This is a genomic window from Paraburkholderia caballeronis, assembly GCF_900104845.1.
Classification (GTDB): domain Bacteria; phylum Pseudomonadota; class Gammaproteobacteria; order Burkholderiales; family Burkholderiaceae; genus Paraburkholderia; species Paraburkholderia caballeronis.
Genome location: NZ_FNSR01000003.1, coordinates 974478 through 999204 on the forward strand (window position 1 = coordinate 974478; position 24727 = coordinate 999204).

The following is a 24727-nucleotide window of genomic DNA, read 5'->3' on the forward strand; positions in this document are numbered from 1 at the left end:
CACAGGCTGCCCCTCCCGCCTCTCCCCAGCCTGCAAGACCTGCCGACGTCCTACGTCGATAGCAGGCGATACCGACTCTCCTACGCGACAAACCTGAGTTCGTGTCAAGAATCACCACGACATCGCGACTCGACGGCGGCCGCCTCTAGGCCGTTTCGAAGTTATTCGATGTATGGGGCTACCACCGACTTCGACAATGACCATTCCCATCGGAATTGGCCGTCTGCCACCGGTTTTTGTCACATAACGTCAAATCCACGGCCGTCGAAACGTCGATCCTGATGAAGCGCAATGCGTTGGGCCTGGTCCCACGGCGTAATTCGTTTCTTTTTGAAGCGTCCATTCCGTCGCCGTGCATTGGAAATGCAATGCAAACGAACTGTGACAGATGGGCGGCTTCATTGCGATGCGCTGCTCGTCCGGTCCGCTGTCAGGGCGCAGGTTCAGTTTGCCGTCATATTTTCGCGATGCTGATCGACAGCACGCACTCGTATTCGATCTGGAGGAAAGGTGGTCACTATTCACGTCGTCGCAAAAAAGACTGGACAAACCGTTGCACAAAACGGCAACCAGGTCCGTCTGATCGATCCGTCGGTCATCACGGCAGACATTCCGCCGTCGCAGATCCAGTCGATCGCGCGCGACGGCAACAGGCTCGTCGTCAAGCTGAAGACCGGCGAAGTGGTCACCATCGAAAACTTCTTCGGACCGGACGGCGCAGCGACGAGCGACTTCGTGATTCACGACGTTGCAAGCGGATCGTTCTGGGAGGCCGAGTACGCGGCTTCGTCCGGCGAATTGACGCTCGTGCCGATCGATTCGCCCGATCAGTTGCTCGACGCGTCCGCGGGCGCTCTCCCATGGCTGCCGCTTGCCGCGATGGCGGCTGCCGGCGTCGGAATGGGGGTGGCGGCGGGCGTGTCGTCGTCGGGAGGTTCGTCGCGTGGCCCCGTTGCGCACGCCGAGACGCCCGGCACGCCGTCGGCTCCGGGCGCATTCGAACTGCTGTCGAACAACATGTACGGGCTCGTCGGCAAGGCCGATCCGGGCACGACGGTCACGCTGACGCGGCCGGACGGCTCGACGGTAACCACCGTCACGGGCGATAGCGGCATCTGGCATTTCAATCCGAATCCGCTCGCGGACGGCGAGCAGGGCACGGTGAGCGGCACGGACTCGAATGGGAGCCCGGTCGGGCCGCTCGGCACCGGCGTGACGGACGTGACGCCGCCGGCCGATCCGACGATCGAGCATAACGGCGCGGGCGAACTGAGCGGCACCGCGGAGCCGGGCAGCACCATCACGCTGACGCTGCCGGACGGCAGCACGGTCACGACGGTTGCGGACGGCAACGGTCACTGGAGCTTCGGACCCAATCCGCTCGCGGACGGCGAATCGGGCACGCTGATCGCAACCGATCCGTCAGGAAACAATTCGGCCCCCGAAACGACGGGGCCGATGAATTCGACGCCGCCCGACGAATCGCAATTGAACGTTGACCAGAACAACCAGCACGGACTGTCGGGCACTGGTACGCCGGGCGATACGATCGTCGTCGAGTTGCCGGACGGCAGCACCGTCACGACGATCGTCGACGAGAACGGCCATTGGGAATTTGTCCCCAACCCGCTGCCGGACGGCGGCACGGGCACGATTACGGAGATCGATCCGAACGGTAATTCAACCGGTGGGGTCACGACCGGTCCGAGCGACCAGACGCCGCCCGACGAATCGCAACTGACCGTTGACCAGAACAACGGCAACGGCCTCGGCGGCACGGGCACGCCGGGTGACACCATCACCGTCGAACGGCCGGACGGTACGACCGTCACGACCATCGTCGATGAGAACGGTCATTGGGAAATCTCGCCGAACCCGCTGCCCGATGGCAGCGCCGGTACGATTACTGAAACCGATCCGAACGGTAATTCGACCGGCGGCATCACGACCGGTCCGAGCGACCAGACGCCGCCCGACGAATCGCAACTGACCGTCGACCAGAACAATGGCAATGGTCTCGGCGGCACGGGCACGCCCGGCGACACCATCACCGTCGAACGGCCGGACGGTACGACCGTCACGACCATCGTCGATGAGAACGGTCATTGGGAAATCTCGCCGAACCCGCTGCCCGATGGCGGTAGCGGCACCATCACCGAAACCGATCCGAACGGTAATTCGACTGGCGGCATCACCACCGGTCCGAGCGACCAGACGCCGCCTGATGAATCGCAACTGACCGTCGATCAGAACAATGGCAACGGCCTCGGTGGCACGGGCACGCCGGGCGACACCATCACCGTCGAACGGCCAGACGGTACGACCGTCACGACCATCGTCGATGAGAACGGTCATTGGGAAATCTCGCCGAACCCGCTGCCCGATGGCGGTAGCGGCACCATCACCGAAACCGATCCGAACGGTAATTCGACCGGCGGCATCACCACCGGGCCGAGCGACCAGACGCCGCCTGACGAGTCGCAACTGACCGTTGACCAGAACAATGGCAACGGCCTCGGCGGCACGGGCACGCCCGGCGACACCATCACCGTCGAGCGGCCGGACGGTACGACCGTCACGACCATCGTCGATGAGAACGGTCATTGGGAAATCTCGCCGAACCCGCTGCCCGATGGCAGCACCGGTACGATTACTGAAACCGATCCGAACGGTAATTCGACTGGCGGCATCACCACCGGGCCGAGCGACCAGACGCCGCCTGACGAGTCGCAACTGACCGTCGATCAGAACAATGGCAATGGTCTCGGCGGCACGGGCACGCCCGGCGACACCATCACCGTCGAACGGCCGGACGGTACGACCGTCACGACCATCGTCGATGAGAACGGTCATTGGGAAATCTCGCCGAACCCGCTGCCCGATGGCAGCACCGGCACGATTACTGAAACCGATCCGAACGGTAATTCGACCGGCGGCATCACCACCGGGCCGAGCGACCAGACGCCGCCTGACGAGTCGCAACTGACCGTCGATCAGAACAATGGCAATGGTCTAGGCGGCACGGGCACGCCCGGAGACACCATCACCGTCGAACGGCCGGACGGTACGACCGTCACGACCATCGTCGATGAGAACGGTCATTGGGAAATCTCGCCGAACCCGCTGCCCGATGGCAGCACCGGTACGATTACTGAAACCGATCCGAACGGTAATTCGACTGGCGGCATCACCACCGGGCCGAGCGACCAGACGCCGCCTGACGAGTCGCAACTGACCGTCGATCAGAACAATGGCAATGGTCTCGGCGGCACGGGCACGCCCGGCGACACCATCACCGTCGAACGGCCGGACGGTACGACCGTCACGACCATCGTCGATGAGAACGGTCATTGGGAAATCTCGCCGAACCCGCTGCCCGATGGCAGCACCGGCACGATTACTGAAACCGATCCGAACGGTAATTCGACCGGCGGCATCACCACCGGGCCGAGCGACCAGACGCCGCCTGACGAGTCGCAACTGACCGTCGATCAGAACAATGGCAATGGTCTAGGCGGCACGGGCACGCCCGGCGACACCATCACCGTCGAACGGCCGGACGGTACGACCGTCACGACCATCGTCGATGAGAACGGTCATTGGGAAATCTCGCCGAACCCGCTGCCCGATGGCAGCACCGGTACGATTACTGAAACCGATCCGAACGGTAATTCGACTGGCGGCATCACCACCGGGCCGAGCGACCAGACGCCGCCTGACGAGTCGCAACTGACCGTCGATCAGAACAATGGCAATGGTCTCGGCGGCACGGGCACGCCCGGCGACACCATCACCGTCGAACGGCCGGACGGTACGACCGTCACGACCATCGTCGATGAGAACGGTCATTGGGAAATCTCGCCGAACCCGCTGCCCGATGGCAGCACCGGCACGATTACTGAAACCGATCCGAACGGTAATTCGACCGGCGGCATCACCACCGGGCCGAGCGACCAGACGCCGCCTGACGAGTCGCAACTGACCGTCGATCAGAACAATGGCAATGGTCTAGGCGGCACGGGCACGCCCGGCGACACCATCACCGTCGAACGGCCGGACGGTACGACCGTCACGACCATCGTCGATGAGAACGGTCATTGGGAAATCTCGCCGAACCCGCTGCCCGATGGCAGCACCGGTACGATTACTGAAACCGATCCGAACGGTAATTCGACTGGCGGCATCACCACCGGGCCGAGCGACCAGACGCCGCCTGACGAGTCGCAACTGACCGTCGATCAGAACAATGGCAATGGTCTCGGCGGCACGGGCACGCCCGGCGACACCATCACCGTCGAACGGCCGGACGGTACGACCGTCACGACCATCGTCGATGAGAACGGTCATTGGGAAATCTCCCCGAACCCGCTGCCCGATGGCAGCACCGGCACGATTACTGAAACCGATCCGAACGGTAATTCGACCGGCGGCATCACCACCGGGCCGAGCGACCAGACGCCGCCTGACGAGTCGCAACTGACCGTCGATCAGAACAATGGCAATGGTCTCGGCGGCACCGGCACGCCGGGTGACACCATCACCGTCGAACGGCCGGACGGTACGACCGTCACGACCATCGTCGATGAGAACGGTCATTGGGAAATCTCCCCGAACCCGCTGCCCGATGGCGGTAGCGGCACCATCACCGAAACCGATCCGAACGGTAATTCGACTGGCGGAATCACCACCGGGCCGAGCGACCAGACGCCGCCTGATGAATCGCAACTGACCGTCGATCAGAACAATGGCAATGGCCTCGGCGGCACGGGCACGCCCGGCGACACCATCACCGTCGAGCGGCCGGACGGTACGACCGTCACGACCATCGTCGATGAGAATGGTCATTGGGAAATTGCGCCGAACCCGCTGCCCGATGGCAGCACCGGCACCATCACCGAAACCGATCCGAACGGTAATTCGACCGGCGGCATCACCACCGGTCCGAGCGACCAGACCCCGCCCGACGAGTCGCAACTGACCGTTGACCAAAACAATGGCAATGGCCTCGGCGGTACCGGCACGCCCGGCGACACCATCACCGTCGAACGGCCCGACGGCAGCACCATCACGACGACCGTCGACAACAGCGGCCATTGGGAGATCAGCCCGAATCCGCTGCCCGATGGCGCGACGGGCACCGTCGTCGAAACCGATCCGGCCGGCAACGCCACCGGCGGCCTCACCACCGGGCCGAGCGACCAGACCCCGCCGGCCGCGCTCAACGAAAGCGCCATCGACCTGAACGACGACGTCGGCACGATCACCGGCACGATCGCGCATGGCGGCGTGACCGACGACGGCAAGCCGACCTTCAGCGGCCACATCGACGGCGGCGACGTCGCAACGGTCAACGTCTACGACAACGGCGCGCTCATCGGCAGCGCCGCGGTCGATACGGACGGCAACTGGAGCTTCGAACCCGCGCTGCCGATCACGCCCGGCTCGCACGACTTCCAGGCCGCGCCGGTCGACGGGGCGGGCAACGAAGGACCGAAAACCGGCGACTGGAACTTCACGCTGCTCGGCGCCGCCCCGGCCGCCCCGGCGATCACGCTGGTGACGGACGACAACGCGCAGACAGCCGTCGCGCTGCAGAAGGGCGACACCACCGCCGACGCGACGCCGACCATCGGCGGCACGGGCTCCGCTGGCACCACCGTTACGGTGTTCGTCAACGGCACCGCGGTCGGCTCGACGGTCGTCGCCGACGACGGCACCTGGAGCTTGACGACGCCGACGTTGAGCGGCGATGGCGTCAAGACGATCACCGCGCAGGCGAGCGATGCAGCCGGCCAGCTCAGTCCGATGACGGGCGGCTTCGACATCGTGCTCGACACGACCGCGCCGGCCGCGCCCGCCACGGTCGCGGCGCTGGACAGCGTCGGCCCGGTCACCGGCGCAATCGCCCAGGGCAGCGCCACCGACGACGCACGGCCGCAATTCACCGGCAGCGGCGCGGAGGCCAACGCGGTCGTGACGCTGTACGACGGCGCTACGGTGCTGGGCACCGCGACGGTAGACGCGTCAGGCAACTGGAGCTTCACGCCGCTGACGCCGCTGGCGGACGGCGCGCACGCGATCACCGCCACGCTGACCGACCAGGCGGGCAACGTCAGCGCGGCCAGCCCGGCGCTGAACTTCGCCGTGGATACCGGCACGGTGATCGTGAGCATCGCGAAGGCGATCGACGACGTCGGCACGATCCAGGGCGACGTCGCGAACAACGGCCTGACCGACGACGCAACGCCGACGCTCGCCGGCACCGCGACGCCCAATGCGGTCGTGACGGTCAAGGAAGGGACGACGGTGCTCGGCAGCGTCACCGCGGACGCCCAGGGCAACTGGAGCCTCACCCTGCCGCCGCAGAGCGAAGGCGCGCACACCTACACGGCCGTTGCGGCCAACACCGCGGGCACCGAAGGCAGCGCGAACTTCACGCTGACCATCGATCTGACGCCGCCGTCCACGCCCGTAGTCGGCACGGTGAGCGACGACGTCGGCGTCTATCAGGGCACCCTCGCGCAGAACGGCTACACCGACGACACGACGCCGACGCTGGCCGGCTCCGGCGCCACGCCAGGCAACACGATCCTCGTGTATGACAACGGTTCGCTGGCCGGCAGCGTTACGGTTGCATCGGACGGCACCTGGAACTACACGCCGACCACGCCGCTCGCCGAGGGAACGCACAACCTGACGGCCGTTGCGGTGGATGCGGCGGGCAACCAGAGCGCGCCTGGCACGCCGTTCGTGCTGAACGTCGATACCACGCCACCGCAGGCCGCTGTGGCCATCACCGGCATCACGCCGGATACCGGCACGCCCGGCGACTTCGTCACGTCGTCGACGACGCTGACCGTGTACGGCACGCTGTCGCAGGCGCTCGGCGCGAACGAGTCGGTACAGATCAGCATCGACGGCGGCGCGACGTGGATCAACGCGACGTCGGTCGCCGGCACGAGCTGGAGCTACGTCGATCCGCGCGTGCTGGCCGATGGCGAAGTCGACTACGCGGTGCGCGTAATCGACACGGCCGGCAACGTCGGCAGTTCGGCGTCGCAGGCGGTCTTCATCGACACGGGCATCAGCCTCTCGGTGCAGATCACCGACATCACGCCCGACAGCGGCGTCGCCGGCGACTTCATCACGAATGCCGGTCAGATCACCGTGACCGGCACGTTGAGCCAGGCGCTGCCCGGCGGCGCGAAGGTGCAGGTGTCGACCGACGGCGGCAACACCTGGGCCGACGCGGCGACGACCGGCACGAGCTGGATCTACGCGGACCCGACCGCCTATACGGGTAGCACGACGGTGCACTACGACGTGCGCGTGCTGAGCGCGGGCGGCGACGTGGTGGACACGGTCGGCCAGGACGTGGTGATCGACATGACCCCGCCGGCTGCGCTCGCACAGATCGTATCGATCACCGAGGATCTCGGCGCGAGCGGCTCGGACTTCATCACGAGCGACAACCGGCCGGTCATCAACGGCCAGGTCAACCAGGCGGTCGACGACGGCTCGTCGGTGCTCGTCAGCATCGACGGCGGCAATAGCTGGCAGCCGGCGACCACGTTCGACGGCACGAACTGGACGCTCGACCTGGGCGGACAAACGCTCGCGGACGGCAGCTACGTGCTGCAGGCGCGCGTGCAGGATGCGGCCGGCAACCTCGGCACGATCTCCACGCAAGTGCTGCAGATCAATACACAGCCGCTGGACGCAGGCGGCATCAGTTCGACGTTCGCGTTGAACACGGACACGTCGGTCGGCGTGGCGGGCGTGTATTCGACCGCGCAGACGGCGACGAACGGCGACCTGACCACCCGCGATCAGACGCTGACGTTCTCCGGCACGCTGACCAAGGCGTTGACCGCGAACCAGTACCTGCAACTGTCGCTCGACGATGGGCACACGTGGGTCACGGTGCTGTCGCAGAGCGGCACACTGTGGACCTACAGCGCCGACGCGCTGACCGGCAGCCAGACGCTGAACGTGAAGATGCAGGTGGTCAGCGCGTCCGGCGTGGTCGCGACCGGCACCAGCTTCGTCGATCAGACCGTCGTACTCGCGCTCGATGCGCCGCCGTCGCTCGCCCAGGCGCCGAACATCGCGAGCGTCACCGACACGAATGCGGCCTACGCGTTCTCGTCGACCCTGTACGGCAAGGTGGCCGCCGGCTCGCTGGTCGCGCTGGTGGACGACGTGAACCGCGACGGCACCTACGAGGAGGGCATCGACCGGATCACCGGTTACGCGAGCGCGGACCAGAACGGCGACTGGAGCTTCAACGCGTCGCTCGGCAAGGGGCTGCATAGCGTCGGCTTCATGGTGTGGGACGCGGCCGGCAACGCGTCGGGTTTCGGCCCGCTCGTGATGACCAGCACCGGCACGCTGACGAACACGGTCGGCAGCAGCACCAGTTCGACCGGCTGGGGCGGCACCGCCACGGGGGGCGACTGGGGGCTGGGCGCGGGCGCGGCGACGATCGACGAGAACGGCAACTGGGCGTTCTTCCAGAGTTCGATCGGCACGAAGTCGGGCGCGGCCGCCTATTCGGGCTGGGTGTTCGACGTGACGCCGAACGGCTATTCGGCGACCTATCTGCCGGAGTCGTCGGCGGTCGCGAACGCGCCGACGAACGGCGACGACTATGGCCACGTGATCCGTCAGGGCGTGTTCGTCGACGTGAACCGCGACGGCTACATGGACGTGTTAGGCAAGGTCAGCCAGGACTCCGCCGCGGTGGCGCTGTGGACGAAGAATGCGGACGGCAGCTACACCGCCAGCTCGTTCACGTTCCCGACCCCCGCGTGGTGGAACCCGCTCGACCAACAGAACACGTTCGGCGCGGCCGGCTCGGTGATCGCGTGGGACCGGTATGGCGACGGTTACTCGGACTTCGTCGTCACGTACAGCGGCGCGGGGCTCTCGTGGCAATCGGACCAGTCGTACACGTACATCAGCAACAACAACGGCGTGCTGAGCGCGGACGCGGGCCAGAATGGCTTCCGCTGGTTCCAGACTGAGGTCAGCGGCGTGGACGTGAACAACAACGGCACGGTCGATCTCGCGGGCCGTTCCGATCAGGACAGCGGCCGCGCGCTCGACATCCAGTTGTTCAACGCGGACGGCAGCATCGGCGCGGACAAGATGTACAACGGCGTGTTCCGTGGCGATGGCGCGTATTTCAACGCGAACACCGCGTACTCGATGACGTGGGCCGATTTCAACGGCGACGGTTATCTCGACCTGTATCTGAACCGGGGTTACCAGTCGCCGACGACCACCGGCAACAGCGACGAAAGCCGCATCTACCTGAACCAGGGCAACGATGCGAACGGCAACTGGCTCGGGATGAGCGCGAACCCGCTGTATTTCGACGACACGCTGGCCGGAACCGCGAGCAATCACTTCGACGGCGGCGCGTCGCTCGCGGTGGACTGGAACCACGACGGCAAGATGGACGTGATCGAGGTGCCGCGGCAGAACATCGCGAACTACCCGATCAACGCGCCCACAGCACCGATGGTGTACCTGAACAGCGGCACGAACGTGTGGACCGGCACCGGCAAGGCGCTCGGCACGACGCTGTACGACGACATCACCGGCGCGGTCGCGGTCGATTACGACTGGGACGGCGCGGTCGATCTGGTGATGTACCGCGCGGGCAGCACGACCGCCGGCGTCAACTCGAACACCGCGCCGGCCGTGCTGATCCACAACGACAACGCGGTCGCCTACGGCACGAGCCTGACGTTCAAGATCCTCGACCAGAACGGCGTGAACAGCTTCTTCGGCAACACGGTGAAGCTGTACAACTCCGCCGGCGACCTCGTGGCGACGCAGGTGATCAACGCGCAGTCGTCGGTGACGACGGACAGTTCGGGCCTGCTGCACTTCTACGGGCTCGATCCGCACGACACGTACTCGGTGCAGTTGCTGCGCAACGACAACGGCACGATCAACCACGTCAGTGGCAGCACCTACAACCAGAGCTACGTGAACGGCACGGTCAACCTGAACTGGACCGGCATTCAGCCGGGTGATGCGGATCACGCGTACGTGCTGACTGCCGAGGCAACCAATGCCGCCAACGACACGACCGCCGCGGGCGTCGTCGGCACCGGCTACAACGACACGTTCTACGGCACGCTCGGCGACGACGTGATCAACGGCGGCGGCGGCTGGAACACGCTGATGGACGGCAGCCGCACGTGGAGTAACACGGGCGGCATGGACGTGGTCGATTACAGCCGCGCCAGCGGAATGATGAACGTGAACCTGATGACCGGCGTCGCAACCGGCATGGGCAACGACACGTTGACTCACATCGAGGGCTTGATCGGCGGCAACTACGGCAACTCGTTCACCGACAACGCGGCGAACAACACGTTCCAGGGCGGCGCCGGCAACGACGTGTTCTATCTGACCAACGGCGGCAACGACACGCTCGTCTACAAGGCGCTGAACAACGCCGATGCGACCGGCGGCAACGGTCACGACTCGGTGTACGGATTCACGGTCGGCAACACGCTGACGAACGCGAATGCGGACCTGCTCGACCTGAGCGATCTGCTGTCCGGCTACAAGGGCAGCGTGAGCCTGCTCACCGACCAGGGGACGGTGAAACTCGACGCGGCATCGCAGGGGCTGCAGGACTACCTGAAGGTCGATGTGGTCGGCAACGACACGGTCATCAGCGTCGACCGGGACGGCGCCGGCAGTCAGTTGACCTCCAGCGCCGTGGTCACGCTGGTGAACGTGCAGACGGATCTGCTCACGTTGTTGCAGAACCACCAGATCCTGATCTGAGCGTAAGCAGAAAAGTCGATAACAGCAGCAGATAAATGTTTGATTCGGAGAGGTCTCGAAATGCGGTACGGCACCTGGCAATGGAGTTTCATCGTTTTATTGGCGGCCATGCCGGCTGCCGTCACCGCTGAAGAAGCGCCGGACAGTTCGAAGAAGGCCGGGCAGCAGATGGTCTGCAACCCGGACTGCAACTGGGTGACGGCGGAAGCGCCGCCGCCGCCTCCTCCGCCGCCGCCCGACCCGCCGGTTGTCGAAGCCGACGCGCGTCGTCCCCGTCCCACGGCGATCTGCAATCCGGATTGCACGTGGAACGGAGACGGCGCGCCGCCGGCTGCTCAAGCGTCGGCACCGGCGACGCCGGCCGCCGTCGCTCAAACCGGCGTTCAACCTGACGTCGGCGCCCCAACCCCATCCGCGAGTCAAGCCGAACCGGTCCGCAACAGGAGCGCGGCGCCGGTCCTCGCAACCCGTTCCAGCGAAAAGCAGCCGTATGCGCCGAACCAGGCGGCGATGCTGGAAAACGAAGCGGCAGCCGCCGGCGTCCGCCGCGTGCTCGACGTATCGCGCAAGAAGCAGTTGCAGCAGAACCTCGCGCGCGAAGGCCTCCAGACGCCGGAAGCGCGGCAGGCATCAGGCCCGCGCTACGATCTGTGGCAAGTCGTCGACATGGCCGTCGCGAACTACCCGTCGATCCGCAACGCGATGGCGGCCGTCGGCCAGCAACAGGCGTCGGTCGACGTTGCGCGCGCCGGCTACTACCCGACCGTTCAGGTCGGCATCAACACCGGCCATCAGGGCGTGTACGGCAACGGACAGGCCGCGACGGCATCCGTCTCGCAGATGCTGTACGACTTCGGCAAGGTGAAAAACGCCGTTCTCAGCGCGGAATCCAGCGTGCGCACGCGTCAGCTCCAGGTGCGCGCGGAGGTCGACAACATCGCAAGGCAGGCCGCGCTGACCGCGATCGAACTCGAACGGTTCAAGGCGCTCGAAGCGAGCGCGCGGTCCCAGTTGAACGCCGTCAGCAAGCTGCTCGACCTCGCGCGCAAGCGCGCCGAGGAAGGCGCGAGCACGCGCGCGGACCCGGTCCAGGCCGAGGCGCGCGTTTCGGCGGCCGAAGCCACGCTTCAGGCGATGATCACGCAGGTCAACCAGCAGCGGACCAAACTCGCGACGCTGATCGGCCGCAACGTGCCGGAAGGCGGCATCGATATTCCGCCGGGCGCATTGCAGCAGGCCGTGGCCGGCATCCGTCCCGACGTCGAAAACGCCGTGAACGTCCAGTTGGCCGAAGCCGAGAAAGAAACGGCGATCGCGGATCTCGCACAGGCGAAGTCCAACACGAAACCGACGTTGTCCGTGCAGGCCGGCGTCAATCAATACCTCGGCGGCGCGAGCAACTACACGCCGGGCGGCCGCGTGTACACGCTGACCCTCGGCGTATCGCACAACCTGTTCGAAGGCGGCGCGCCGTCCGCGCGGGTGCGCGGCGCATCGGAGGCGCTGCGCGGCGCGGACGAGCGCATCCGCACCGAACAGCTTCAGGCCGACGACGACCGGCGCGTGTTCGGCGAGCAGATGACGAGCCTCGCGTCCCGCATGCAGACGCTCGGAAGCCGCCAGAAAAGCATCGTCGAAACGCAGAAGCTGTACAGGGAGCAATACCTGTCGCTCGGCACGCGCTCGCTGCTGGACCTGCTCAACTCGGAAGCCGAAATCTTCCAGGCGGAGTCGGACGAAATCAACGCGCGGCACGACATGTGGGCCGCCGAAGTGTCGTACATCAATGCCACCGGCTACATGCATGACGTCTTCAAACTGGTGAACGAATCATGATGAACGACCCGCTGGCCGAAGCGCCGACCGCCGAACCCCGCGCGCAAGCCGCGAAACCGGAAAGCCACGCGCCGTGGCTCGAAGCGATGCTGTTTCTCGCGCGCCATTTCCGGCTCGACGTGTCCGAAGAGCGCGTGCAGGTCGCGCTCGCATGGCGGCAGGACCGCTCGCTCGACGAACGCCTGCGGCTGATGGCCCGCGACATGGGCATGTCGCTGCGGGCCGAAACGCTGTCGCCGGGTGTGCTCGATCCGTGGCGGCTGCCCGTCCTCGCCGAATTCTCGGGCGGCCAGGCCGGCGTGATCGAGAGCGTCGATGCGCAAGGCCGCGTCGGGATCCGGCTCAGCGGCGAGCAAGGCATCCTGCAGGCGCTGCCCGCCGACGAGGTGGTCCGGCGCGTGCAGCGGATTTTCGTCGTCCGGCCCGAGGTCGCCGTCCCCGACATGCGGGTCGACGAGTACATCAAGCCGTACCAGGAAGACTGGTTCTGGTCGATCGTGCTGCGCGACTGGCGCCGTTACGCGGACGTGATGCTCGCGTCGCTGGTCGCCAACGTCCTCGCGCTCGCCGCGATGATCTTCTCGATGCAGGTGTACGACCGCGTGATTCCGGCGCAGTCGGAGCCGACGTTGTGGGTGCTGTTCGGCGGCGTCGCGATCGCGATCTGCTTCGAGTTCTGCGTGCGGCTCGCCCGCACCCGCCTGACCGACCAGATCGGCAAGCGCGCGGACCTGCGGATCTCGGATCGCGTGTTCGGCCACGCGCTGCGGCTGCGCAGCGACGCGCAGTCGAAATCCACCGGCTCGTTCATCGCGCAGTTGCGCGAACTCGAACAGGTCCGCGAAATGATCACGTCGACGACGCTCGGCGCGATCGCCGACCTGCCGTTCTTCCTGCTGTTCCTCGTCGTGCTGTGGTACGTCGGCGGCGTGATGGCGCTGGTGCCGCTCGTCGTCGTGCCGCTGCTCATCATCCCCGGCCTGCTCGCGCAGAAACCGCTCGCGAAGCTGTCGAGAGAAGGCATGCGCGAAGCGTCGATCCGCAACGCGATTCTGGTCGAGGCCGTGCAGGGTCTGCAGGACATCAAGCTGCTGCGCGCGGAATCGCGTTTCCAGAACCAGTGGAATCACCTGAACGAAACGGCCGCGACGATCAGCATGCGCCAACGCTTCCTGACCGGCGCGCTGACGACGTGGGCGCAGGAGCTTCAATCGCTCGTCTATGCGCTCGTGATCCTGGCCGGCTGCTTCGCGGTGATCAAGGGCGACATGACGACCGGCGCGCTGATCGGGATGTCGATCCTGTCGTCGCGGATGATCGCGCCGCTCGCGCAGGTGTCCGGCATCATGGCGCGCTGGCAGCAGGCGAAGGTCGCACGATCCGGGCTCGACGAACTGATGAAGCGCCCGGTCGATCATCCCGAGCATTCGAAGGTGCTGCATCGCCCGACTATCGCCGGCAACTTCGATCTCGAAGGCGTGAGCTTCAGCTACGGCGAGGACGACAAGCGCGTGGCGCTGGACATCCGCAAGCTGCAGATCCGCAGCGGCGAGCGCGTCGCGATTCTCGGCCGCAACGGCGCGGGTAAATCGACGCTGCTGCAACTGCTGTCCGGACTGCAACTGCCGCAAAAAGGCACCGTGCTGCTCGACTCGCTGAAGATGTCGCTGATCGACCCGTATGACGTGCGCCGCGACGTGGCGTTTCTGCCGCAGAACGCGAACCTCTTCTACGGCACGCTGCGCGACAACCTGACGATGGGCAAGCCGCACGCGTCCGACGACGAGATTCTCGAAGCGCTGAAACTCAGCGGCGCGATCGGCTTCCTGCACACGCTGCCGAACGGGCTCGAACACATGGTGCTCGAAGGCGGCCGCGGACTGTCCGGCGGACAGCGTCAACTGATCCTGCTCGCGCGGACGCTGCTTCGCTCGCCGCGCGTCGTGCTGTTCGACGAACCGAGCGCCTCGCTCGACGAAGTCAGCGAACAGCATCTCGTCAACGCGCTGGAGCCGTGGCTCGAAGGCCGCACGCTGATCGTCGCGACCCATCGCCCGGCGGTGCTGCGCTGGGTCGACCGGATCATCGTGGTCGACAACGGCCACATCGTGCTCGACGACAACCGGCAGAACGTGCTCGCGAAACTGAGCCGGCCCACGGCAACCGCCGCGCCTGCTGCCGCGCCTCCGGCCGCGTAACGGCGGCGCACGCAGCACAGACGAAACGAACGACATCGGTTCAATGGCGGACGGTCCCCAACGGCCGGCCGCCGATGGAGAGGCAACAACCATGCAAGCCCGAACACCCAACCGCCTCGGGAGCGCGTTATCCGCGCTCCGCGCGACGACCGGCGACACCCGGAACGACTATTTCACCGAACACGAGCGGGCGCCGCGTTCGTCACGGCTGCTGTGGATCATCGGCGTCGGCCTGCTGGTCCTGTTCGCGTGGTCGTGGTTCTTCAAGCTCGACGAAGTGTCCACCGGCACCGGCAAGGTGATTCCGTTCTCGCGCGAGCAGGTCATCCAGTCGCTCGAAGGCGGCATTCTCGATTCGCTGTCCGTCAAGGAAGGCGACCTCGTGCAGCCGGACGAAGTGCTCGCCCAGCTCGCGCGCGCAAAAACGGAATCGGCGGTGGACGAAAGCGCGTCGCGCGCTCGCGCGGCGCTCGCCACCGCCGCGCGCCTGCGTGCCGAAGTCGACGGCGGCGAACTGGTGTTCCCGCCCGAAGTGATGCAGGACCCGCAACTGGTGCGCTCCGAAACCGCGTTGTACAAGTCGCGGCGCGACGGGCTCTCGCGCAGCCTCGGCAGCATCAACGACGCGCTCGCGCTGGTCCGCAAGGAGTTGCAGATCACACAGCGGCTCGCGACGCAGGGCGCGGCGAGCGACGTCGAAGTGCTGCGCCTGAAGCGCCAGGCGAGCGACCTCGAAATGAAGGCCAGCGACACGCGCGACCAGTATTACGTGAAGTCGCGCGAGGAACTCGCGAAGGCGAACAGCGAAGTCGAGGCGCAGCGGTCGGTCACGCGCGGCCGCGCCGATGCGCTGTCGCGACTGACCGTCAAGTCGCCGGTCAAGGGCGTCGTCAAGGACATCGAGGTGAATACCGTCGGCGGCGTGATTCCGCCGAACGGACGCCTGATGACGATCGTGCCGATGGGCGACCAGTTGGTCGTCGAAGCGCGCGTGTCGCCGCGCGACGTCGCGTTCATCCATCCCGGTCAGGACGCCACCGTCAAGATCACCGCGTACGACTATTCGATCTTCGGCGGCATGAAGGGCAAGGTCACGAGCATCTCGCCGGACACGATCCAGGACGACGTGCGCAAGGACGTTTACTACTACCGCGTGTTCGTCCGCACCGACACCGATACGCTGAAGAACAAACAGGGCAAGGCGTTTCCGATTTTCCCGGGCATGGTTGCGACCGTCGATATCCATACCGGCAGCAAGACCGTCTGGGAATACCTGACGAAACCGCTGAACCGCGCGCGCGAAGCGCTGCGCGAGCGTTGATTTCCTGTGACACCGACCTGCCGCTGACCGTCCGCCAACAATGAAGCCGAGAACGTCCACCACAGCCCGCCCCCGGTCGAAGGGCCAATTGCTCGTCGATGCCGCCAGCAAACGCGCGAAGTCGCTGCATGCGCAGGGACGCTACGAACAGGCGCTGGAAGTCTGCCTGCAAACCGTGCGGCGGCAACCTCGACTCGCCGCCGCGTGGAGCGACGCGGCGGTCAATTGCATCAAGCTCGAACGCTGGACCGATGCGATCCGCCATGCGCAAACGGCGCTCGCGTGCGGCGGGGACAGCCTGTCGCTATATGACGCGCTATCCCACGCGCACGGCGCGTTAAAGCAATGGGACGAAGTCCGGCGTTACGGCCTGCATGCGCTGAACCTGCGCGACCGGCGATTCGGCGGCGTGCCGCCGATGCCGCATGAACCGTCGCCGGACATGCCGCCGCTGCCGTCGCCCGAAACGAGGGAACGCAACGTCATCTCGTTTTCGCTGTTCGGCGGCGACTCGAAATACGGCGAAACGGCCGTGCTGAACGTGGTCGAGCAACCGCGCGCCTATCCGCACTGGGTCTGCCGGTTCTATATCGACGACAGCGTGCCGGCCGCGATCGTCGATCGCCTGCGGAACGGCGGCGCACAAATCGTGCGGATCAGCGGGGACCATGCGCAGTGGCCCGGCACGATGTGGCGTTTTCTCGCGCTCGACGATCCTCGCGTGGACCGCGTGCTGTTTCGCGATGCCGACTCCGTGATCTCGAATCGCGAAGCCGAAGCCGTCGATCAATGGCTGCACAGCGGCAAGCGTTTTCACGCGATGCGCGACAGCGGCACCCATACCGAGTTGCTGCTTGCGGGCCTGTGGGGCGCCGTTCGCGGCGCGCTCCCGCCGATCGACACGCTGGTTCGGCACTTCATGCGCACTCCGCTGGAGTCGGCGCATTTCGCCGACCAGTATTTCCTGCGGCAATCGGTGTGGCCGTATGCGCGCGCGAGCCTGATGCAGCACGACTCGATGTTCGGGTTTCTCGATGCGCATGCGTTTCCGGGCGGCCCGATGCCCGACGATTTTCACGTCGGCTACTCGGAAGGCTCGCCCTACTTCACCGCGGCAAGCGCGTTGCCTGACGGATCAGCGGTCGAGTGGAAGCTGTACCGTACCGGCGGCACCGGCGCACACACGGATGCGCAGCTTGTGTGCGCGTATCCGGCGCGTGTGGCTGGCGGCGCGATCAGGGCGCACATCCCCGCCAGGTACGCACGCTGGATCGACGAGGGCTCGGCCTATATCCGCGTCATGGCCGACGCAGAAGTGTCTGCTTAAAACGAGGCTCGGAACTGGAAAACCACGCCAATCACGATTTTTTAATCTCCATAATAAAAATCCCACAAAAACTTACGAACCTAATTCGTAACGTTCAATTTCGCCGGCCGATATTCAAACGCATTTACGGAATAAAAACTGGATTGACGTCCGTCAATAACCATCCCGAACCGCCCCGTCTCAAAAATTATCACCCGGATAATTGAATCAATTTGTATTGCATAAATCAGGCCCAACTTCGCGACGTGAAAAGCTTGTCACGCTACAAATCACGGGTCTTTCTCCTGAGCAGATCAAAAATCTTTTCTCAAAAAGACGATACGCAAAGTTGGATTTCCTCGCTGTGTTTTTTAATCAACTTCCAACAGGATCAGATATGAACCGGAAGATCATCGCTTCCACGCTGGCGCTCGCCGCCATCGGACTTTCCACCAGCGCCTTCGCGACCGGCCCGCAAACCGGCCAGATCCAGATTACCGGCAAGGTCGTCGATACGACCTGCTCCGTCGACGCCGCATCGCAAAACGTCACGGTCACGCTGCCGACCGTCGACAAGTCCTCGCTTTCGTCGGCGGCCAGCAGCGCCGCGCTGACGCCGTTCGCGATCACCGTGGACGGCTGCGCGCAGACCGACGGCGCGGATACCGTTTCGGTGGCGTTCGTTCCCGACAGCAACGTCGATGCAAACGGCAACCTGCTGAACCAGGCTGCCGGCGGCGCGCAGAACGTGGCCGTGCAGATTCTCGACAACAGCCGCAACGTCGTGAACGTCAACACCGACACGGTCACCGCACAGCAGGCGCGCGGCTCCTCGACCGACGTCGCCGGCGCGCCGGTCACGCTCCAGTACTACGCGCAGTACTACTCGGCACTCGGCGGCACGACGGCGGGCGCAGTCAGCGCGCTCGCGAACTTCCAGCTCGTCTACAAGTAATGCCCGACGCCCGGGCGTGCCCCGGGGCAATTTGCCGTTTTTTTTGGTGTACCCGTCCATGAAACGCTTCATCTTCGCGGCCGCACTGCTTTCGCTGTTCGGCGCCGCAGCACCCGCATCCGCCGGCGTCGTCATCGAAGGGACACGAGTCGTCTATCCCGCCCGCGACCGCGAGGTCACCGTGAAGATGACCAACAAGGGAGACGGTCCGGTGCTGATGCAGGTCTGGGCGGATCGCGGCGACGCGCATTCGCAGCCGCAGACCGCGGATGCGCCGTTCCTGATCACGCCGCCTATCTTCCGGCTCGACGCGGGCAAGGGACAGGCGGTCCGCATGGTCTTCACCGGCGACGCCGTGCCGGCCGACCGCGAATCGCTGTTCTGGTTCAACGCGCTGGAAGTGCCGACGATGCCCGCCGACGCCGACCGGAACTACATGCAGATCGCCGTTCGCTCACGGCTGAAGCTGTTCTACCGGCCGGAAGGCCTGCGCGGCGACCTGTCGTCCGCGGTCGAAAGCGTCACCTGGAAAGTCGAACCGACGGCCAACGGCTACAGGCTGCACGGCGAGAATCCGAGTCCGTATCACGTCACGTTCACCAAGCTGCAGGTGACGCAGGACGGCAAGACCTATGAGGCGGAGAACGGCATGATCGATCCGCTAAGCGGCCGTGACTTCCCGTTGCCCGGTTTTCCGGGGAGGCACGCGGACGCGAAGGTCCACTACAACTGGATGAGCGACTACGGTCCGGGGCCGCGCGCAGAAGCGGCTTTGCAGTAGTGCGCCGCCCATCCCACGCACACCGCCGCGCAGCGCCGGAACGATCGGGCGCGCGCGGCCCGAGCCGTCCGGAGGTGCCCGCGCCTTTCCGGCGGTCGATCGCGGCCACGTCGGTCGGCGCGGCGGTCGCCGCCATGTCGATGACCCCGTTCGCCTGGGCCGGCAACACCGCCACTGAACTCGCCTCGTTCAATCCCGCGTTCGTGCACGGCGTCGATGGGCAACCGGTCGACCTGTCCCGCTTCGAACGCGGCGATCAGCTTGGGCCGGGCGGCTACCGCGCCGACATCTACGTGAATCAGACCTGGATCGGGCGCGAGGACATCACGGTCCGCGCGGGCACGGGCGACAACACGTCGTCCGTCGTGTGCTTTTCGCGCCAGCAGATCGCGCGCATCGGCCTCGATGTCAACGCGCTGCCGAACCGCGATGCGGCCACGACCGCGCTCGATACCGACTGCATCGATCCCGCCCAACTCGTGCCGGACGCCCACGTCGATTTCGACCTGTCGAATCTTCGCATCGACGCGAGCATCCCGCAGGCTTACCTCAGGCGCACCGCGCGCGGCTACGTCGATCCGAAGGACTGGGACGGCGGCGTGACCGCGGGGTTCGTCGACTACAACGCGAACGCGTTCCGCACGCAAACGAGCGGCGTGTCGCAGACGCAGTATTACCTCGGCCTGAACGCCGGCGTGAACGTAGGCGGCTGGCGGCTGCGGCACAGCGGCAGCTTCACCGAAAGCGCCGGCGGCTACGCCAGCGCCGGCAGCCAGTACACCGCGATCAGCACCTACGCGCAGCACGACATCACGCGGCTGAAGTCGCAACTGACCGTCGGCCAGTACTACACGCCATCCGATCTGTTCGACAGCGTGCCGTACACCGGCGTGCAGTTGACGTCCGATGACCGGATGCTCCCCGACTCGCAGCGCGGCTTCGCGCCGGTAATCCGCGCGACTGCGCTAACCAATGCGCGCGTGACGGTCCGCCAGGGCAACAACGTCGTGTACGAGACGACGGTCGCACCGGGGCCGTTCGTCATCGAGGACCTCTACAACACGGGTTATGCCGGGGATCTGAACGTCAGCATCACCGAGGCCGACGGCAGCGTTCGCCGCTTCGTCGTGCCGTTCGCTTCGGTGCCGCAACTGCGCCGCCCCGGCGTGTCGCGCTTCAGCGTCAGCGCCGGCAAGTATCGCGACAGCACGCTCGCGCGCACGCCGACGTTCGTCGAGGCGACCTACCAGCGCGGCCTGTCGAACCTGCTGACCGGTTATGCCGGCGTGATCGCCGCGTCGCACTATCAGTCGGCACAGGCGGGCGTCGCGTTGAGCACGCCGGTCGGCGCATTCGCGACCGATGTCACGTTTTCGAAAGCGACCGATCTTCCGTCGGTCGTCGAGCCGGGACACGGCACGACCGGCCGAAGCTACCGGATCAGCTACAGCAAGCTCGTGGACTGGACGCAGACGAACTTCGTCGTGGCCGCCTACCGGTTCTCCAGCCCCGGTTATCTGAGCCTGGGCGACTACGCGCAAGCGATGAACAGCACGGGCGCCGCGGCATTTCGCCAGCGCAACCGCTTCCAGGTCAACGTCAGCCAGCCGCTCGGCGACGGCTGGGGCAGCGTGTACCTGAGCGGCTCCGCGCAGAACTACTGGAACGGCGCGAAGGGCAGCGACATCAGCTACCAGGCCGGCTACTCGAACAACATCGGCCGCGTGAACCTGACGCTGTCGGCGGGACGCACGCTGTCCACCGGCAGCGCCGCGGTCACGCAATACATGCTGACCGCGACGGTCCCGCTCGGACGCGGTCCGCGCACGCCGTATCTGAACACGTCCGTCACCTACTCGGACACCGGCAATTCGTACGTGCAGGCCGGCCTGTCCGGCTCCGCCGGCGACGCGAACCAGTTCAGCTACAGCGTGTTCGGCTCCCATGCCGGCGGCAACGGCGACACGTCGACGAACGGCGGCGCAAGCGCGGCCTACCAGGGCGCGAACGGGGTGCTGACCGGCAGCTTCAGCGCGGGACAGCACTACACGCAGGCGAACCTCGGCGTCAGCGGGAGCATCGTCGGCCACGCGGGCGGCGTGAACTTCACGTCGCAGCAAGGCGAAACCCGCGCGCTCGTCGAGGCGGACGGCGCGGCCGGCGCGACGCTGTCGAACAGCATCGGCGCGGCCGTCGGCCGCAACGGCTACGGGGTCGTCAGCGGGCTCATGCCGTATCGGCAGAACGACGTCGCGCTCGATCCGAAAGGCACGTCGCCGGACGTCGAATTGCAGATCACGTCGCAAAGCGTCGCGCCGCGCTACGGATCGGTCGTGCTGCTCAAGTATCCGACCGTCACCGGCAAGCCGCTGCTGCTGCACCTGACCCGCGACGACGGAGGCAACCTGCCGGTCGGCGCGGAAGTGTTCGACAGCCACGATTCGCTGATCGCCGTCGTCGGACAGGGCAGCCGGATCTTCTTTCGCTCGGCGGACGCGCACGGCACGCTGCGGGTCCGCTGGGGCGACGGCGACGACCGCCAATGCTCGGTCGCGTACAGCATGCCGGCCGCCGCGCAGGACAATGCGAGCGCCTACCTGCGAGCGGACGCGGCGTGCGTCCGGCACGCATCGTCGAAGCCCGAACCCCAGCCACAACCGGCAACCGCCGAACGTCCGGCGGACGCGTCGCACGACACCGTGTCTATGTCCACGAGCAGGAGCGACTCTTGAAAAAATTCCTATTCGCACTGCTGTTGAGCCTGCTGGCCGTATCAGGCGCACATGCGGCCTGCTCGTTCAAATCGGGCTCCGCAGTCAACACGTCGATTTCCTTGCCCTCCACGCTGAACGTCCTGAGCGATACGCCGAACGGCACGATCTTGTGGAGCCGCGACTGGCTGTCGAGCGGCAGCTACAACATCAACTGCTCCGGCTCGGGCGTCGTCGCAGGAACACTGGCTAGCGGAATCGGCACTTCCGTTGACGGCTTCACCAATGCCAAGGGCTATGACTCGGTCTTCGCGACCAACGTCCCCGGCATCGGCATCTCGGTCTACTGGTGCAACACGGCGGTCGCAAGCTGCAATAGGAACTACGCCGACGTCACGCCGATACCGAGCCTCCCGGCGTCGTGGGGCACGATTTCGGGCTCCAGCTATAACTCCCCGACCTCGTGGTCGGTGCAGCTCGTCAAGACAGGGGCCATCAGCCCAGGCCCGCTTTCGGCCGGCGGCGTCTCCACCATCTCGTACATGGGGCTCGTCATCGCCACTCTGATGATCACCGGCAGCACGCCTGTCGCAACGCTCGGCTGTCAGATCAACCCGACCAACATCACGGTCGCATTGCCCACCGTGATGAAACACGACTTCACCGACTCGTCGCCGACGCCGACGGGCACCAGCAAGGCGACGCCGTTCAACATCAGCCTCGCCTGCGACGCCGGCGTGCAGGTGCTGTACAAGATCGACGGCACGCAGACCGGCAGCGACACGAACGTGCTGGCCAACTCGACCGGCAGCGGAATGGCGCAGGGCATCGGCGTGCAACTGCTCCAGGGCGATCCCGGCAGCAACAGTCCGGTTCCGATCGGCCAGTCGGTCACGTACGGCAGCCGGACGGCGGGCAGCGGCCCGATGAACATCCCGCTCGTCGCGACCTACTACAAGACCGTGCCGATTGCGAACGTGGTTCCGGGCATCGTGTCGGTGACGGCAACGTTTACGGTGCTGTATCAATAGCCGCCGACGTTGACATTAACGTCGACCGTCGCGCCGCGCCGACCGGCACGCCGTGCATCGTTCGCTGTCCGCCCCGCGTCGCGTTATGCGGCGAAGCGGACCTCGCGCGACGCTACCGCGAATACCGCAGCAGCGGCCGGCCGTCCAGCGGCTGCGTGTCCCGCGCGTTGTGCGCGTATAGCCGCGTGAACGCGGCAACATCGTCGCGCGAGACGTCGACCGGCTCGCTCAGCACGTACCACTCGACGTTCTCGTTCAACGGCGGAGTCGTCAGCGAGCCGAGGTAGTGGTAATACGCATCGATGTCGCCGGGCATCAGCTTCGCGACGTCGAACTGCGCGATCGGCGTCTGCACGTCGCGCTTCGCCGCCCGCACGATCGTCGCGAACTGCGCGTTCTCTGCACCCTCCCGATACAGCACCGCGACCACGGCCAGCCGGCCGTCCTGTGCGCGAAACACGAAATGCCCTTCGAGCGGGTAACGCTCGCCGTCGATCGTATGCTCGGACGGCGCGTGGAAATGCGCCTGAACGAGATCGAAGTGACGGCCGCGGATCGTGGCCGAGCCGCCGGCCGGCACGACCTGCACCGTATGCCCGTTGTCGGTCACGGTCGCGCCCGTCTGCCCGACGTGAACGGCGATCCGGTCGTTTTCGTCGGACGCGCGCGCGGCGTTCACGACGTCCGCGCTGCGGATCGCGATCGGCGACTGCGAGTGGCCGGACTCGATATGCCACGCCTTCTGATGGTCGTAGTCGAACGATTCGGCGTGCGGCGCCGAAGCCGCCGACGCGGGATTCGCGCAGGCGGGATAGCTGGACCAGGCGGCCGTCGCGGCAACCGCGATGCAGGCGGCGCGCCGCACATTTGCATGGAGAACAAGCGGATTCATGTGAATTCGGAAAAGGAAGTTGAACGAAGCCGGTCGTTTCGTCCGCAACCTGCGGCGGGGAAGCCCGAACCGGCGGCAGGATTATTCAATCGACCGCGCTGGCGGTCCTTGCCGTGCATCCGCTTTCCACGTCGCGCCGCGGCCGGGCCGATGACAGACATCAACGCTGTCGGCGGAATTGACATCCGCATGAAGTTCGTCCGACTCGCGATATCGAATTTCTTCCATATCGGACAGCCGGTCCGACCGCCAAAATTGATGAGGTCCCAACGGGACCCCGCCCGAAAGGAAAAAACATAAGCGTGTCGGCGCATGCCGTTCGACCCGCGACGCAGTCCCGGAGAGCTTCATGGCAGTCCACCATCCCCCAAAGCCTCGCGGCTCGCATGACGTGCGGCTCGTCGGCGACAGTCCTGTTGCACCGCTCGCGATCTCGCTCGCGGCGTTCGTGATCGCGTGCGCGGCGCTCGTCGCGCTGGCGCTGCCGCATACGTCGGGCCGCTGGCAAACCGCTTTCGCGATGCTGGTGATCGCCGCGATGGCGGCCGCGTCGTGGTGCTTCAACCGCGCGCTGCGCACCGAGCGCCGGAAAACCGAAGCCGCGCGGACGCTGCCGTCCGCGCCCCACCGCGCGACGCGCCCCCGCGACGTCCTGCCCGCGGCCGCGCCGGTCCGGCGCTTCACCGATCTGCGCACGACCGAATGCCATCGAGAATCGTCCGACGGCAAGGCGTTCACCGTCCGCTGCTTCCGCGCCGACTGCCCGTCCGCGCCCACCTGCCCCACGCCTTCCAGCACGCCCGCCCCGCAACGGCCGGACCGGCACTGACCGGGCACGCGCCGGCCTGACCTTGCCGCTGCCGTGACACAATAGGCGGCGCGCC

The 24727-nt window shown here is 65.9% G+C and carries 12 protein-coding genes; 10 read left to right on the plus strand and 2 right to left on the minus strand.

From position 1 onward, the window contains the following. Positions 1-510 precede the first annotated feature (510 nt). Entirely contained in the window at positions 511-10812 is a 10302-nt protein-coding gene (locus BLV92_RS30910) for an Ig-like domain-containing protein (protein WP_090552991.1), read from the plus strand. On the opposite strand, the gene BLV92_RS32295 is transcribed toward BLV92_RS30910, so the two are convergent. Then, entirely contained in the window at positions 10725-11105 is a 381-nt protein-coding gene (locus BLV92_RS32295; protein ID WP_167627176.1) for a hypothetical protein, read from the minus strand. The genes BLV92_RS30910 and BLV92_RS32295 overlap by 88 nt on opposite strands. Before the next feature lie 217 nt (positions 11106-11322). On the opposite strand from BLV92_RS32295, the gene BLV92_RS30915 reads away from it, so the two are divergent. The 8 genes from BLV92_RS30915 to BLV92_RS31915 all read left to right on the plus strand — a co-directional run bounded on the left by BLV92_RS30915 (position 11323) and on the right by BLV92_RS31915 (position 22951). Then, positions 11323-12648, plus strand: coding sequence for a TolC family protein (locus tag BLV92_RS30915; protein WP_166676655.1), 1326 nt, complete (start codon positions 11323-11325; stop codon positions 12646-12648). Beyond that, positions 12648-14846 carry a type I secretion system permease/ATPase gene (locus BLV92_RS30920; RefSeq protein ID WP_090552994.1) on the plus strand — a complete coding sequence of 733 codons (2199 nt, stop codon included), beginning with the start codon at positions 12648-12650 and terminating at the stop codon, positions 14844-14846. Before BLV92_RS30915 ends, BLV92_RS30920 begins: the two co-directional genes overlap by 1 nt. Before the next feature lie 91 nt (positions 14847-14937). Beyond that, positions 14938-16167: an HlyD family type I secretion periplasmic adaptor subunit gene (locus BLV92_RS30925; protein WP_090552996.1), complete on the plus strand. Its 1230-nt coding sequence runs from the start codon at positions 14938-14940 to the stop codon at positions 16165-16167. 88 nt (positions 16168-16255) lie between these two features. Then, positions 16256-17494: a tetratricopeptide repeat protein gene (locus tag BLV92_RS30930; RefSeq protein WP_208862155.1), complete on the plus strand. Its 1239-nt coding sequence runs from the start codon at positions 16256-16258 to the stop codon at positions 17492-17494. Positions 17495-17870: 376 nt separating this feature from the next. Then, positions 17871-18428, plus strand: coding sequence for a fimbrial protein (locus BLV92_RS30935; RefSeq protein ID WP_090552998.1), 558 nt, complete (start codon positions 17871-17873; stop codon positions 18426-18428). Between the two features lie 58 nt (positions 18429-18486). Then, complete coding sequence (locus BLV92_RS30940) at positions 18487-19209, plus strand: fimbrial biogenesis chaperone (protein WP_090553210.1); 723 nt, start codon at positions 18487-18489, stop codon at positions 19207-19209. Between the two features lie 74 nt (positions 19210-19283). Beyond that, a complete protein-coding gene (locus BLV92_RS30945; protein ID WP_208862156.1) occupies positions 19284-21941 on the plus strand; it encodes a fimbria/pilus outer membrane usher protein in 2658 nt (885 codons plus the stop codon). After that, the gene (locus BLV92_RS31915; protein ID WP_166677019.1) at positions 21938-22951 is read left to right on the plus strand and encodes a fimbrial protein; all 1014 of its coding nucleotides are present in this window, start codon (positions 21938-21940) and stop codon (positions 22949-22951) included. The genes BLV92_RS30945 and BLV92_RS31915 overlap by 4 nt, the downstream gene beginning before the upstream one ends. A gap of 112 nt (positions 22952-23063) precedes the next feature. Here BLV92_RS31915 and BLV92_RS30955 read toward each other — a convergent pair whose 3' ends face one another. Next, positions 23064-23843 carry a carbonic anhydrase gene (locus BLV92_RS30955; RefSeq protein ID WP_090553001.1) on the minus strand — a complete coding sequence of 260 codons (780 nt, stop codon included), beginning with the start codon at positions 23841-23843 and terminating at the stop codon, positions 23064-23066. 349 nt (positions 23844-24192) lie between these two features. Between BLV92_RS30955 and BLV92_RS30960 the strand changes: the two genes are divergently transcribed. Beyond that, positions 24193-24672 carry a hypothetical protein gene (locus BLV92_RS30960; RefSeq protein ID WP_134045170.1) on the plus strand — a complete coding sequence of 160 codons (480 nt, stop codon included), beginning with the start codon at positions 24193-24195 and terminating at the stop codon, positions 24670-24672. Positions 24673-24727: the final 55 nt, after the last annotated feature.

Bases quoted from the DNA above. Each gene is read 5' to 3' on its own strand.
- BLV92_RS30955 (WP_090553001.1), bottom strand. From the start codon at position 23,843: ATGAATCCGCTTGTTCTCCATGCAAATGTGCGGCGCGCCGCCTGCATC.
- BLV92_RS30935 (WP_090552998.1), top strand. From the start codon at position 17,871: ATGAACCGGAAGATCATCGCTTCCACGCTGGCGCTCGCCGCCATCGGA.
- BLV92_RS30915 (WP_166676655.1), top strand. From the start codon at position 11,323: ATGCTGGAAAACGAAGCGGCAGCCGCCGGCGTCCGCCGCGTGCTCGAC.
- BLV92_RS30920 (WP_090552994.1), top strand. From the start codon at position 12,648: ATGAACGACCCGCTGGCCGAAGCGCCGACCGCCGAACCCCGCGCGCAA.
- BLV92_RS30925 (WP_090552996.1), top strand. From the start codon at position 14,938: ATGCAAGCCCGAACACCCAACCGCCTCGGGAGCGCGTTATCCGCGCTC.
- BLV92_RS30940 (WP_090553210.1), top strand. From the start codon at position 18,487: ATGAAACGCTTCATCTTCGCGGCCGCACTGCTTTCGCTGTTCGGCGCC.
- BLV92_RS30960 (WP_134045170.1), top strand. From the start codon at position 24,193: ATGGCAGTCCACCATCCCCCAAAGCCTCGCGGCTCGCATGACGTGCGG.